The sequence below is a fragment of the Candidatus Nitrosopumilus sp. genome (assembly GCF_965263415.1).
GTDB lineage: Archaea > Thermoproteota > Nitrososphaeria > Nitrososphaerales > Nitrosopumilaceae > Nitrosopumilus.
Map to the genome: position 1 here is coordinate 1,162,215 of NZ_OZ253671.1, position 14,160 is coordinate 1,176,374.

Genomic DNA, 14,160 nt, shown 5'->3' on the forward strand with positions numbered 1-14,160 from the left:
ATGGAAAATTTTGAGAATTTCTATCATGATTTACTTGATTTGGCAAAAAAATATGAAACAAAAAATGTTCCTCTAAAAATTGAAAAAGATCTTGAAAATGATATTGTAAAAATATTTGGTGAAAAAATTACTTCTTTGGCAAGGGCACAAAATGGTCTAAATGATGTAACTGAATTATCATATACCACTGCTGAACACCACTCATATTGGAATTTATTGTACAATTCTTCAGAGATTGCAACTAGTGTGCTGGAAAAATGGAAAGATTCTCTATCTGATGAAGACGTGGCTGATATAGAATGGGCCATCAAAGAACTTACTGAGTCCCTTGAAAAAATCAAAAACAAAACCAATTCTGATTCCTAGGCAGAGATAAATATTCTCAGATGAAAATTAATCCATGCCAATCAAACTTGGATTAATTGGTAAAACCAATACTGGCAAAACTACTTTCTTCAACTCTGCAACTTTGTCTTCTGAAGAAATTTCATCTTATCCATTCACTACAAAATCTCCAGTATCTGGAATTACAAATGCAATCACTCTTTGTGTACATCCTGAATTTAAAATTCAAGATAACCCAAATAACTCCAAATGTCTTGATGGTTGGAGATACATTCCAATTGAACTCATTGATCTTCCAGGGTTGATCAAAGATGCCTGGAAAGGTAAGGGATTGGGAAATCAATTTCTTTCTATTGCAGCACAATCTGATGCATTACTTCATGTAGTTGATGCATCCGGAGGCATAGATTCTACAGGAAAAATTACTGAGATTGGAACTGGTGATCCAATATCTGACTTTGCTGATATTGAAGAAGAACTGATAATGTGGTATCATAAAATTCTTGAAGGAAATAGAGAAAAAATATCCAAGTTAATTAATTCTGGTTCTGAATTTGTTGATGCTGTAACTGATCTTTATCGTGGAATTGGTGTAAACAAATCGCATGTAAAGGAATCTCTTGCTGCAGCTGGTCTTGAAGAGAAAAACTTTGATGATTTTGATATGGTTGACAGTAAAAAGTTTGCAACTTATTTGAGAAAGATTTCAAAACCTACCCTAATTGTTGCAAACAAAATTGATGTAGAAGGCGCAGACAAGAATTTTGCTAGACTGCGAGAACGCTACAATGATTCTATTGTAATTCCTGCTAGTGGTGATAGTGAGTTTAGTCTTAGACGTGCAGAACAAAAGGGCCTGATAAAATACTCTCCTGGCTCTGAGCAATTTGACATACTCAAATCTGATGAACTAAATGAAAAACAAATCAACGCTTTGGATTTTATCAAAAAAGGAATAATGGGCGAATACATGCGTACTGGAGTTCAATTTGCCATTAATGTTGCAGTATTCAAACTGCTCAAAATGAATTCCATATATCCTGTTGCTGATGAAACAAAACTTGCGGATAAGAAAGGAAGAATTCTTCCTGACTTGATTTTACTAAAAGATGGTGCTACCATTAATGATCTTGCAAAAGAGATCCACACTGATCTAACAAAAGGACTCCTTTATGGCAAGGATTTAAGGTATAATCTTAGATTGCCTGTGGATTATCAACTACGAGATAGAGATGTTGTATCTCTAGTCAGTGCTACAAAAAAATAACTACTTTTTCTTGCTTCTTGGTTTTGTTCTAAGCACTGCTTTGCAACACATACATCTTGCATCACATGTTGACATGAATATTCCGCAAAATGTACATCTTTTTTGTCCAATTTCATATCTGATTTTGTTTGGTGCGGGTAATGCTTCATGCATCTCACAAATACCTCTACATGTTCTACCCATTCATTTTGCCCCTATTTTTTTCAAGAATTTTTTGATGAATTAATCTTGTAATCATTTCTATAATGAAAATTGGGTTTGAAAATATTTAAAAGAAAAATAAATTTTTGACTAGTGCTAACTGTAATTTTTTCTTAGAATTTTTGGCAATTCTTCTAAACTTCCCTCTTGAATAATATCTCCTGCAAATTTTGGAATTTTGTTTGCTTGTAATGCATATCCTCCAACCAATACTGGAATGTTTACATGTTCTTTTATTTTTTTAACTAGTCTTTGTCCAGCTAGGAGATTATCTTCTAATGTTATTGAAACTAAAACTATGTCTGGATTATTGTTATCAATAAAACTTAGAATTGATTCTGTTGGTATTGATGTTCCCATATTGAAAATTTTAAACCCTTTAATTGAAAGATATGTTTCTAAAACATCACATCCAAGATGATGTTCTTCTCCTAATGGAACGCAAATGAGAATTTTTTTCTTTTTTCCTGAACCTGATACTTTATCCATGATTATTCTAACTAATGTTTGTGCAATATTGCTTGCAACATGTTCTGTAGCTATGCTAATTTTTCCACTTGCCCATTCTTCCCCAATTCTATACATTGTTGGTTTTAGAATTTTGTCAAAAAAATCGGTCGAACTAAATATTTTTGTAAATTCTTCATAATTTTTGAGACTTTCTTGTATGTTACCTTCTGTAAGTTTTTTGTATAATTGCTGTTTGGATTTTTTTGTTGCATCTTCTCTTTTTTTGATATCTTTTGGATTGTATGATGCCAAAACTGTAAGCACTTTGGGATCACTTCTATAATCAACTGGAATGTCGTCTTTTACTACCTCTGATGCCTTGCCAAGATATTTGATAATTTCTTGCTTGGATGTACTTTTTTTTGAATCCCAGACGCTTTTTACTAGGTATAGATATTGGTCTGATTTGACTTTCTTGGCTCTGATATAGACCATGGTTGTTTTTTCATCAAATCTTATTTAACTAATGCTAATTTTGTTAACTAGTGCTAATTTGTGCCCATGAACTTTCTGGAACCCTTAACTCTTCAAATTTTTTTGGATGAATTATTTTTGCTAATATCTCGATTCCTTCAATTGTTCTAATACTTGGTTTGCTAAAAAATGAGTTAGCATCAACTGCAAAAACAGCCTGATTTTGAACAGCTTTGAGATTATTCCATTTTCCATCTTTTTCTAGAATGTCTTTGTATTCTGAAACGGTTCGTTTTGTATCAAATCCACATGGCATTAGAATAATAATATCTGCATCAGAATTAGATATCTCTTCAAAATTCATACGTCTTGAATGTTCTCCGGTTACACTTATCATATTTTTTCCTCCCGCAATTTTTATCATTTCTGGAACCCAATGACCAGCTGTAAAAAATGGTTCTATCCATTCAATTGCTAAAATTTTTGGTTTATTACTATGTTTTACGTTTTTTATTTTTTGAATTCTTTTTTGTAGTGATTCAAAAATCTTTTTTGCTTTATCGTTTTCATCTAAAATTTCTCCTAATTTAATTACCGAGTCCAAAATCTCTTGTATGTTATGAGGATCCATTGAATGAGTTGTCGGTTTTTTATCCAGAATTTGTAATGCTTTGTTTACTTGATTGGTGTATGCTGCACAGACTTCACAAGTTTCTTGGGAAACGATCAAATCTGGCTTGGCATCTTTTAGATTTTCTTCATTTAAAACAAAAATATCTTTGCCTTCGTTTAGTATCTGACATGTTTGTGTGTCGATTTCATTGCTGGACAATTTATCCGAATCTATTGCTGAACTAATTACCTGTGGTTTAGAACTTGCTTCTTGGGGGAATTTGCATTCATGTGTGACTCCATAAATCTTATTTTGAACTCCAAACTCGTAAAGTAATTCTGTTGCGCTTGGCAAAAATGAGACTATTCTGTTTATTGCCATGAACATTCTATCTATTTGGGAATAACAAGTGTTTACCTCTCGTCAATTTCAACGATTAGTCAAGTTATTAGGCACAAATCAGGCATGAATTTCAATGTCTTCTGACTCTCAAGATATTCGTCGTTCAATTTTGACAAAATGGCATGAAACATTATCAAAATATGGGAATTTGTTTTCATCTGATTCAATTAGTGGAACTAGCCCTCCATCTGTTTTTGTTGGTTCATACAATTATCCTAAAGTCTTTGTTGGTCCAATGGTTCCGCCAGTCCATGGCGATACAAGTTTACTTGACAGTCCTGAAAGATGGAAAGGAAAATCTTTAGAGGAAATTGTAAACTTTAGATTGAATTTAGTTCGTGGTACTCAAAAACTATCCATTGATAAAACTGATGGGCGGTATATTGAAAATCTTCAGGAAGTCACAATGTCTTCAAAACCTATTGACTCTGATTTGATTTTTCAAAAATCTGTCTCTTCAAATATTTCACTAGATGGAGAAAGTGCACCATTTGGACCCGTTGGTGAAATTAAATCTGCAAAATTTTCTGGAACATCTTCTGTAAAATCAATTGAACGAGCATTTTATGACAAAGATTTGAAGGCACAAGATGCAGTTTTGAATTTGTATAATTCTGGAATTGATATTTCAAAAATCCAAAAGTGCTTCAGTATTGGAATGCTTGGTCAAAAACGAAAACTTGTTCCAACTAAATGGAGTATCACTGCAACTGATGATATTATTTCAAAATCACTCGTTGCTGAAGTATTGGATTATGGTATGATTGATTCTTGTAGGGTTTTTTCATACACACATTTAGGAAATCATTTTTCTGTTGTTTTATTTCCGCACAGATGGATATACGAAATGGTTGAGGCTTGGTATTCTAATGGAGTTCTTGGGGTTGGTTCTGATTATGAAGATGCTAGGGGCATTGATCATCCTCCTGCAATAGCAGGCGCCTATTTTGCTGCAAAATTAGGCGTATTAGAATATTTGAATAAGAAAAAAATTCAATCAGGAGTCGTTATTTTAAGGGAAATTCGACCTGAATATGCAATACCCGTGGGTGTGTGGCAGGTCAGGGAGGGAATACGAGAAGCAATGAAACAAGCACCAATTATTGCAAATAACTTTGATCATGCTTTGAATTTAGCATCAGAAAAAATGAGTATTAGTAAATCTGAATGGCTTTCTCATGGAAATATCTCTAAATTAATGAGACAAAAAACACTTTCAGATTTTTTCTAAGATTGTTTTTGTGCTAGCATCTGAAACAAGTTCCCATGATGAGGATCTGAATATAGAAGAAAATATGTTTGACTTGCAAGATATGTGTTATTGAATCGATAAATTATCGGATTTATTTCAGATAAAATTTTACCAATTGTTATTTTATCTTCTTTGTAATCATTTAGTAATTTGAAAAATTGTTCTTTTTCTGGTTGAGTAAATTTTTTTGAAAAAAAACCAAAAATATGCATTATCACATTTGAATGTGATTTGATAGTTGGTGATTTTTCTAATGCAATTTTTAGATGTTTTTCATATTCTGATATTGTGTCTAACAGTGAGATTTTTTTGTAACTGGCAACAATATTTCCTAAATTTTTTAATTCATCTTGATTATGTGCCATGATCATGTATTTGTTCATGGCTTGAAATGAAACAAGATTTTTTATTTTTCCTTGTTTTATGTCTTTGAATCGTTCTAAGACATACTCTTTGATATCTTGTTCTGATAGTTTTGAAGTGTTTGTTATTTCTTGTTTTTTACTCACTCTCAAAGATCAATTTTGTTTACATTTAAAGAAGAACGACTCAAAATGTAATTACCACTAGTATTTTATCTCTAAATATTTAGCACTAGAAAAATAATTTAGCACTAGCTTATATACAATGAGCGCAAAAATGCATTAATGAAAACTGCAATAACTGCAATGGCCGCAATTTTACTGGTTGCAACAACTGCATCATCTGCATATGCAGAGGTTCCAGATTGGGTTAAAAATAATGCTGGTTGGTGGGCAGATGGAGTCATATCTGAGTCTGAATTTCTTACAGGAATTTCATTTTTAATTTCTGATGGGATCATTACAGTTCCTACCACTACTGTATCTTCTGAAACCGCAGAAAACGTACCATCTTGGGTTAAGAACAATGCTGGTTGGTGGGCAGATGGAACAATCTCTGATGGTGAATTTGTTAATGGTGTACAACATTTGATTCAATTTGGATTACTTTCTGTCTCTGTACCTTCAGAACAACCAATGGTGTCTGATGAACCAAAAAACACTGATTCAAAATTAGCAACATTAGAAGCTGAATTAGAACAATGTTCTGAGATTACCAAAGCCTACAAAAGACTTGACTGTGAAAAACCTCTCAAACAAGCAATTCAAATACATGAATACAAATCTGATGCTCAAAAATTTGACTTAGGACCAATCACCTATTATTGGACTGGACCTGGTTCTGAAGGAAATGAGTTTGAGATTACTGCTACTGGACAACCTTTGTTGTCTGTTAGAATGCTTGCTGAGAACACCAGTTCTGAAATTGCTGCTCTAAACTGTACTAGTCCGCAAATATGTGCATATGATGTATGGGATGGCTCAAAGGCCTTCAAGTACTCTGGCATGGACTTTACCAGTGGGCAAATTGTGCTAAATCCTGGTGATGCCCGAGAGTTCAACATTCTCTTTGGCCCAAACATCGGATATGGTGGAACCGAGTTTGAATATGATTCTTCAAAAGACTATGTCTTTAGAATCAGTGAAGACTTTGGTAGTGCAAGTATTCCTCTAAACATAGAGTAATTCCCACATTTTCTTATTTTTTCTAAAATTTTAAAACAGGTTTCTTGATCTCTTCAAATAAGAGAGCATAAATTCTAGATTTCAAGTAAAAAAATGAACTAATGAGCGATACTGAAAATTCATTCTCAAATTATGGTCTGTATGATGTAAATGATTCTCTTGAGATCTCATTTCCAAACACTGAGATCAAAATTGAACGAATTGGAGAAAAAGCATTTTCGTATTTTAGAAAAGACTCTGAAGGAAATGTTGTTGAAAAGATGGTCCCTGCAAAATCAAATGACATCAAAATAGAAGTGGCGCCAATAAGACCTCTTAACCATCCAGCTAGAAGAACTGGTTATGTTTTTTTGAAATTTGATAAGGAAATCTATCTAAGTGAGAATTCTGCTGCTAGCGTTTTTGTTCATTGTCCTATCGAAATTGGAATTTTTCTAGTCCATAACTCTCATCATGATTCACTTGATTGGATTACCTGTAACCCGTTAAATTCTCGATTTGGCCTTTATGGGCCTCCTGATACCGGAACTCTTTGCAAATATGCTCATGTTTCATTGGCTTCTGATTACAGTGACTCTATTCCATACATTGAAGGTGTCATGAAGATTGTAATTGAAAATACCTTGGATTCTGGTCAAACTGTTAGTAAAGTAATTTTTCCTATAACTGATAATTCGTTATACTATGAAAATTCTAAAGCAATAATTGATGGTATTACAGTTACTATGAAAAAACGAGCTGTTGTTAGTATCGCTGATGTAAAAACAACCCCTGTTTCAACTGATTGGACAAAGTCTCCTACATGGGAAGACACAACTGTTAGTACAAGTATGGAGATGGGATTAGAATAATGCCAGTAGAATTTTTACAAAATCTTTCTGATATGGAGATTGTTGGTACCCTAACTGTTCTCTCATTGTTAATTGGTGGAATAATTATGGCAGTTGGTATTATTATTGCAAAAGTTGTAAAGGTATTATTTTACAAGTATTATGCGCCAACACTACCAAAAGACACTGCACAAAATCTTAGCAAATTAATCTATTTTGGAATTATAATAATTTCATTTCTTGCGTTTACGTCAAGTCAAGGAATTGATTTATCTGGCTTGCTTGTTGCAGGAGGAATATTTGCAGTAGTTATTGGATTTGCAACACAATCAGTAGTTTCAAATTTAATTTCAGGTATTTTCTTAATGCTAGAAAAACCTGCAAAACAAGGTGACACAATTCAAATTCCTGACATGTCTATTTCAGGAACTTTGTTAGATATTGGAACTTTTTCTAGTCGTGTACGAAAATTTGATGGAACTGTAATTAGAATTCCAAATGAAAAATTCTTCACATCCAACATTCGCTCCCTAACTGTTTCCACTGTTAGACGAGCTGATGTTATGGTTGGTATATCTTACAAGGATGACATTGAAGGTGCAATTTCTGCTATCAAAAAAGAGATCAAACTTACTATGCCTTTTATTTTACTAGTTCCTGAACCTGAATTTCGAGTCGAAGAATTGGGTGATTCAAGCGTAAATATCCAAGTTTTGGTATGGCATCCTAAAGATGATTGGAGTCAAGCTCAACCCATCTTACTTACTACCGTAAAACGTGCTTTAGACAAGGCTGGAATAGAAATTCCATTCCCTCAACGTGTTATTTGGGAAGCAAAAGATTAGGGTTATGCTGCTTTTGCAGCAAGTTTCTTTTTAGATTGTCTTTTCTTAAGTAGACTGTACATTATCATTCCAACATTTATGATTGAAATAATTTCAATCAAGTCTACTCCGTACAAAAACCAATCAATTACTGGATGAACTCTTGAAACAAGTCCTGCTTCTAGCATGATATCTGCATTCCATACCATGTGGGGAACTTGAATGAATTGAATAATCGCAATTACAATTATACTTCCAAGTATTTTATTTTCATACCATTTCCAAAATTTATTCCATGCATTCATAGATTAATTTAGTTTTTAATTCTATTAAACCCCGTGAAAATTAGATGAAACTAATTAGATTGAACTAATTTTTTTGTGCGCAAATTTTTTAAAATTAGCTAAAGCTTTTTTATTTTTCAGCTTTGATATTTTCTTTTTTCATCCAGATTGTTTTTCCTTTATGATCAATTAATTCAATATTCATTTCATTGAGTTTGTCACGAATTTGGTCTGCTTCTTGAAATTGTTTTTCTTGTCTTAATTTCTCTCTGTTTTCAATCATAGTGTCAATTTCTTGTTTCATGTCTTGAGTCATCTCGGGAATGTCTAGTCCCAAAACTTTCAACATTCTTTGCAACTCTGTCTTGATAATTTCGGCATCTTCTTTTCCTAACTTTTCTTCAGCAGCTAATCTGTTTGCCTCTTTGACTAGTTGGAAAAATGCTGATAATGCAAGATGAGTGTTAAAGTCATCTTCAAGCGCTTTATCAAATTCTGAGCCTAATTTTTGTACCGTAGAACCTACATTTTCACTATTTTCACTATTTGCATGAATTAACTCATAGTAGCAAGTTTCAGCTTGTCTCCATTTAGTTAGATTCTCTTTTAGTAATTCTTCAGAATAGTCAATTGGTTTTGAATAATGTCCTGACAAACAGAATAGTCTGATGATGTTTGGTCCCCAATTTTCTAAAACATGCTTAATTGATTTTATGTTCCCAATAGATTTTGACATCTTTTCACCATCAATGGTGACCATTCCTACATGCATCCAGATCTTTGCAAATTGATTACCTGTAAATGACTCAGATTGGGCAATCTCATTTTCATGATGAGGAAATATCAGGTCTCTTCCTCCCCCATGAATATCAAAATTTTCTCCTAAATACTTTGTACTCATTGCTGAACATTCAATATGCCATCCAGGCCTTCCTTTTCCCCATGGACTATCCCAAACAGGTTCGACATCGGAGAATTTCCATACTGCAAAGTCTAGAGGATTATTTTTTGCTTCATCAACTTCAATTCTTGCACCTGATTCTAATTCATCAATCTTCTTTTTTGATAATTTTCCATATTCTGGAAATTTTGATACTGCAAAATACACTCCGTTCTTTGATACATATGCAATTTCTTTTTCAATTAGTTTTTCAATAAACTTGATGATGTCATCGATATGTTCTGTTGCCTTTGGATAGTTTGTTGCGTGTTTAACATTTAGTCCATCAAAATCTTTAAAGTAATTTTCAATGTATTTTGTACTAATTGTCTCAGCAGTGGTGCTTTCTGTCTTAGCTCTATTGATTATCTTATCATCCACATCAGTAAAATTCTGAATAAATTCTATCTCTATCCCTTTGCTTTCTAGATATTTTCGAAGTACATCAAAGACTATGATTGTCCTTGCATGCCCAATATGGGATTCATCATATACTGTAACTCCGCATAGGTAAATTTTCACTTTTTTTGATACGTCTAATTCTTGCTCAGCATTTGATAGCGTATCTTGTAGTTTCATCTCTATTCTCTATCTGGCTTTTGTGCTGGCAATCTTTTATGTTCACTGTTTTTGTTTAATTCTTGAATTTTCTCTATTGTTGATATCTCAATCTCTGTTAGTTTTTGTGTTTCTTCTACTGAGAGTTTTTTCTCAAATAGACAATAAAGAATGGAATCTATTTCTTCATAGGATATCCCAAGTTCGTTTTCTGCTTCATGGTCTTTCCACAAATGAGGGCTACTCTTTTTTGAAATCACATTTTCTGGAACGCCCAAGTATTTTGCAATCTCTCTTACTTGAAGTTTATACAATGATACAATTGGTGTGATGTCTGATGCGCCATCTCCAAATTTTGTAAAATATCCAATCAAATGTTCACTTTTATCACTTGATCCTAATACTAGGTAATTTTTGGCATTAGCATAATAATACAAAATGTTTGTTCTAACTCTGGCCCGAAGATTTCCTTTTGCTCTTTCATTTGGCTCCAAGTACATGGAATACTCGTTAACTATTGGGTTGATGTCGATTAACTTGTATTGAATTCCTGTTAGTGATACCATCTTTAATGCATCTTCTGTTTCTGTTTTTGGTGTGATTGCAGTATCTGGCATTACTATTCCTATTGTTTTATCTGGGAATTTTCTTTTGCAAATGTATGCTAGTACCGCAGAATCTATTCCTCCACTTAATCCTAGTATGAGACCTTCTGAGTGATTTTTCTCCATTTGCTCTTCTAGAAAATTTTCAATTGTACTTGTAATGGAAGGGTAATCTTGATTTTTTATCTCATCTATAATTTCTTGATTCAATGAATGGTTTGCAAAATCTGAGAATAAAAATTGTGCCTAAAAATTTCTAAACATCTACGTAGATGCCATCGTCTCTTGTCTCTACAGGATATGTTTCCAATTTCACATCTTTGAGATAATCTGTCAACTCCCCTGTCTTGATATTATAATGCCAAAAGTGCAGTGGGCATTCAACAATGTCTCCATCAAGTTTGCCTGGTGCAATTGAACCGTCTTGATGAACACATAGATCGTCTATTGCATGATATCCATCTTGATTAAAAATTGCAATCTGCTTCCCATCAATCTCAAAGGCCTTGCCTTTGCCTGCATCAATGTCTCCTTTTTCAGCAATCTTCTTCCACGCCATGAGTTTTTGTTAATTTTGTCATTTATTTACATTCGCATGATAGGATTTTATATCTGGGAACGAGGGGTTGTTTGTGAGCAAAGTAAAGTCCAGTTCAAAACTGATCAAAGAAGGAAAACTATCTTATGAATGGGCAAGATCTCATATGCAAATTTTAGATAATACCATTAATCGATTTAAAAAATCAAAACCTCTCAAAGGAATTACCCTTGGATTCTGTCTCCATATCACAAAAGAGACATCTGTCTTGCTAATGGGTGCAAAAGAACTTGGTGCAAATGTGGCATGTTGTGGTGGTAATCCATTAACTACACAAGATAATATTGCAGCATTTTTGGCATCTCAAGGAATTCATGTCTATGCATGGCATGGTCAATCCGTAAAAGAATATGATTGGTGTATTGATCAAGTGCTAAAACACAAACCAACAATTCTCACTGATGATGGTGCAGACATGAACGTCAAGGCTCACTTTGATAAACGATTTAAGAACATGAAAATTTTGGGTGCAACTGAGGAGACAACTGCTGGTGTGACTAGAATTAGAGCAGTTGAGAATCAAGGAAAATTACGATACCCTGTAATCTTAGTAAATGAAGCATACACAAAACACATGTTTGATAACAGATATGGTACTGGTCAAAGTACAATTGATGGTTATCTTCGTGCAATGAACTTGCTTATGGCATCTAAACGTGTTGTAGTTGTAGGTTATGGCTGGGTTGGACGTGGTGTTGCATCAAGATGTCACGGAATGGGTTCCAAAGTAATTGTGACTGAAATTGATCCAGTTAAAGCTCTTGAAGCTCACATGGATGGCTTTGAAGTAATGCCAATGGTACAAGCTGCAAAGTTAGGTGACATCTTTATCACTTGTACTGGAATGACTAGCGTAATTAGAAAAGAACACATCTTAAAGATGAAAGATGGTGCAATCATGGGAAATGTTGGTCACTTTGATGTTGAAATTGACAGTGAATTTTTACTAAAGAAATCAAAATCCGTCAAAGAAGTAAGACATGCACTTGATGAATGTGTACTCAAAAATGGAAAGAAGGTCTATCTAATTGGACAAGGACGTCTTGCAAACTTGGTTGCAGCAGAAGGACATCCTCCAGAAGTAATGGCACAATCATTTTCAAATCAGATTCTATCTGTAATGTATATTCTCAAAAATCACAAAAAGATGGAAAACAAAATTATCAATGTTCCTCAAGAGATTGATACTCAAGTGGCAGTTGATGCACTAAAGGCAATGGATGTAAAAATTGACAAACTTACTCCTGAGCAAGTAAAATACGCAAACAGCTGGTAAAACTTCTTAACCCCAACACTGCTTTTGACAATATCTGATGAACAAAAAAGCTATCATTACTAGTGCATTACCTTATGCAAACGGTGAGATTCACTTAGGTCATGTTGCATCTACTTATCTGCCTGCAGATGTGACCACTAGATTTCTAAAACAAAACGGAGTTGAGGCCTATTACGTATGTGCGTCTGATGATTTTGGAACTCCTATTTTGATTCAATCTGAAAAAGAAGGAAAGACTCCTACAGAATATGTTGCTCATTGGAATAAACGTGATTATGAGGATTTTAGCTCATTTGACATTGATTTTGATTATTTTTACAAGACTAGTTCTCCTGAAAATATTGAATTTGTTCAAGATGTATTCAAAAAACTCAATGATGCAGGCCACATATACGAACAAGAGATAATTCAATTCTATTGTAATAATGATAAAAAATTCCTCCCTGATAGATATGTGAAAGGCATTTGTCCATACTGTAAAGCTGAAGACCAATATTCTGATCTTTGTGAAAGTTGCGGTAGGGTTCCTGAGGAAATCACTGATCCAAAATGTTCCTTATGTGGTCAACCCCCAACAAAAGAAAAAACAACACACTATTTCTTCAAACTCAAAAACTTTGGAGAACCTCTCTCAAAATGGCTAGATGAAAATGAACATCTGCAAAAAGATGTAAAAAAATACGTACAAAATTGGATAAAATCTGGTTTGATTGATTGGGATATTACTAGAGACATTACTTGGGGTGTTCCTGTCCCACTTGATGGTGCAAAAGAAAAGGTATTCTATGGTTGGTTTGATAACCATTTGGCATACATCTCAACTGCTCTAAAATTCTTAAATGACAAAGGCATTGATGGAAAAGAATTCTGGAATTCTGCTGACATTTATCATTTTATTGGTAAAGACATTGTATATCATCACTATCTGTTTTTACCTGCAATGAGATTAGGAATTGATAGTGAATACAAACTGCCTGATTATATCCCAACAAGAGGGCATCTAACACTTCAAGCAAAAAAAATCTCAAAGAGCAGAAATTGGTACATTGGTCTTAAAGAATTCTTAGAATACTATCCTGCAGATTATCTGAGATTTTATCTTGTGTCAATCAACCCTTATTCTCAAGATGACTTGAACTTTGATTGGGATGACTTTACAACTAGAATAAATTCTGAATTAATTGGAAACCTTGGAAACTTTGTTAATCGTGCATTAGGATTCACAAAAAAAGCATTTGATGGAAAAATTCCAGAACCTAAAGACTTTGATGAAAAAGATTCTGAAGCAGAACAAAAAATCAAATCTCTTGCATCTGATGTTGGCATTCTAATGGAACAAAATCATCTTGATAGAGCACTAAAGAAGATTATGGAGTTCTCATCTTACTTTAACCAATATTTTCAGCACAAAGAACCTTGGAAGAAAGGCCCTGGTACTGCAAGTTGTGTCTATCTTGCAGTTAATGCCGTTAGAAGTTTGGCAATTGCAGCATTTCCATTTATCCCAAAATCTGCCCAGAATATTTGGACTCAACTTGCATTAGATGGCAAAATTAATGAACAAAACTGGAATGACATGTCTGTTTTAGGGGTGTCTTCAGGTCATGCCCTTGGTGATGCATCTCCATTGTTTGTCAGAGTTGAACCTACAGACATTGAAAAATACAAAAAACAACTGGGACCTTCAGAATAAA

Annotated in this window: 16 protein-coding genes; 8 read left to right on the top strand and 8 right to left on the bottom strand. The window is 33.7% G+C overall.

Annotation, left to right across the window (positions count from 1 at the left end):
- Together ACQY22_RS07355 and ACQY22_RS07360 are read left to right on the top strand one after the other, a co-directional pair.
- On the top strand, positions 1-366 hold the full coding sequence (locus ACQY22_RS07355) for a hypothetical protein (RefSeq protein WP_428324045.1): 366 nt from the start codon (positions 1-3) through the stop codon (positions 364-366).
- 34 nt (positions 367-400) lie between these two features.
- Positions 401-1,612 carry a redox-regulated ATPase YchF gene (locus ACQY22_RS07360; protein ID WP_428324046.1) on the top strand — a complete coding sequence of 404 codons (1,212 nt, stop codon included), beginning with the start codon at positions 401-403 and terminating at the stop codon, positions 1,610-1,612.
- On the opposite strand, the gene ACQY22_RS07365 is transcribed toward ACQY22_RS07360, so the two are convergent.
- The 3 genes from ACQY22_RS07365 to ACQY22_RS07375 all read right to left on the bottom strand — a co-directional run bounded on the left by ACQY22_RS07365 (position 1,613) and on the right by ACQY22_RS07375 (position 3,731).
- Positions 1,613-1,795, bottom strand: coding sequence for a hypothetical protein (locus ACQY22_RS07365; protein WP_428324047.1), 183 nt, complete (start codon positions 1,793-1,795; stop codon positions 1,613-1,615).
- Positions 1,796-1,909: 114 nt separating this feature from the next.
- Positions 1,910-2,758, bottom strand: coding sequence for a cobalamin B12-binding domain-containing protein (locus ACQY22_RS07370; protein WP_428324048.1), 849 nt, complete (start codon positions 2,756-2,758; stop codon positions 1,910-1,912).
- A 43-nt stretch (positions 2,759-2,801) separates the two neighbouring features.
- Positions 2,802-3,731 carry a cobalamin-binding protein gene (locus tag ACQY22_RS07375; protein ID WP_428324049.1) on the bottom strand — a complete coding sequence of 310 codons (930 nt, stop codon included), beginning with the start codon at positions 3,729-3,731 and terminating at the stop codon, positions 2,802-2,804.
- A gap of 94 nt (positions 3,732-3,825) precedes the next feature.
- On the opposite strand from ACQY22_RS07375, the gene ACQY22_RS07380 reads away from it, so the two are divergent.
- Complete coding sequence (locus ACQY22_RS07380) at positions 3,826-4,983, top strand: hypothetical protein (protein ID WP_428324050.1); 1,158 nt, start codon at positions 3,826-3,828, stop codon at positions 4,981-4,983.
- On the opposite strand, the gene ACQY22_RS07385 is transcribed toward ACQY22_RS07380, so the two are convergent.
- The gene (locus tag ACQY22_RS07385) at positions 4,980-5,513 is read right to left on the bottom strand and encodes a DUF1722 domain-containing protein (RefSeq protein ID WP_428324051.1); all 534 of its coding nucleotides are present in this window, start codon (positions 5,511-5,513) and stop codon (positions 4,980-4,982) included. The two genes, ACQY22_RS07380 and ACQY22_RS07385, sit on opposite strands and share 4 nt — an antisense overlap.
- A 138-nt stretch (positions 5,514-5,651) precedes the next feature.
- Here ACQY22_RS07385 and ACQY22_RS07390 point away from each other — a divergent pair, with 138 nt between their 5' ends.
- From ACQY22_RS07390 to ACQY22_RS07400, 3 genes are all read left to right on the top strand, one after another.
- Positions 5,652-6,551, top strand: coding sequence for a peptidase (locus tag ACQY22_RS07390; protein ID WP_428324052.1), 900 nt, complete (start codon positions 5,652-5,654; stop codon positions 6,549-6,551).
- Positions 6,552-6,652: 101 nt separating this feature from the next.
- Entirely contained in the window at positions 6,653-7,402 is a 750-nt protein-coding gene (locus tag ACQY22_RS07395) for a DUF432 domain-containing protein (protein ID WP_428324053.1), read from the top strand.
- Complete coding sequence (locus ACQY22_RS07400; protein WP_428324054.1) at positions 7,402-8,226, top strand: mechanosensitive ion channel family protein; 825 nt, start codon at positions 7,402-7,404, stop codon at positions 8,224-8,226. The genes ACQY22_RS07395 and ACQY22_RS07400 overlap by 1 nt, the downstream gene beginning before the upstream one ends.
- A 2-nt stretch (positions 8,227-8,228) precedes the next feature.
- On the opposite strand, the gene ACQY22_RS07405 is transcribed toward ACQY22_RS07400, so the two are convergent.
- The 4 genes from ACQY22_RS07405 to ACQY22_RS07420 form a co-directional block, all read right to left on the bottom strand.
- The gene (locus tag ACQY22_RS07405; RefSeq protein WP_428324055.1) at positions 8,229-8,510 is read right to left on the bottom strand and encodes a hypothetical protein; all 282 of its coding nucleotides are present in this window, start codon (positions 8,508-8,510) and stop codon (positions 8,229-8,231) included.
- 109 nt (positions 8,511-8,619) lie between these two features.
- Positions 8,620-10,008 (bottom strand): cysteine--tRNA ligase, encoded by a 1,389-nt coding sequence (cysS, locus tag ACQY22_RS07410; protein ID WP_428324056.1) that lies wholly within the window; start codon positions 10,006-10,008, stop codon positions 8,620-8,622.
- Between the two features lie 2 nt (positions 10,009-10,010).
- The gene (locus ACQY22_RS07415; RefSeq protein WP_428324057.1) at positions 10,011-10,802 is read right to left on the bottom strand and encodes an NAD+ synthase; all 792 of its coding nucleotides are present in this window, start codon (positions 10,800-10,802) and stop codon (positions 10,011-10,013) included.
- A 46-nt stretch (positions 10,803-10,848) separates the two neighbouring features.
- Complete coding sequence (locus ACQY22_RS07420; protein WP_428324058.1) at positions 10,849-11,151, bottom strand: Rieske (2Fe-2S) protein; 303 nt, start codon at positions 11,149-11,151, stop codon at positions 10,849-10,851.
- Positions 11,152-11,224: 73 nt separating this feature from the next.
- On the opposite strand from ACQY22_RS07420, the gene ACQY22_RS07425 reads away from it, so the two are divergent.
- Together ACQY22_RS07425 and metG are read left to right on the top strand one after the other, a co-directional pair.
- A complete protein-coding gene (locus ACQY22_RS07425; protein WP_428324059.1) occupies positions 11,225-12,466 on the top strand; it encodes an adenosylhomocysteinase in 1,242 nt (413 codons plus the stop codon).
- Positions 12,467-12,503: 37 nt separating this feature from the next.
- Positions 12,504-14,159 (top strand): methionine--tRNA ligase, encoded by a 1,656-nt coding sequence (gene metG, locus ACQY22_RS07430; protein ID WP_428324060.1) that lies wholly within the window; start codon positions 12,504-12,506, stop codon positions 14,157-14,159.
- Position 14,160: the final 1 nt, after the last annotated feature.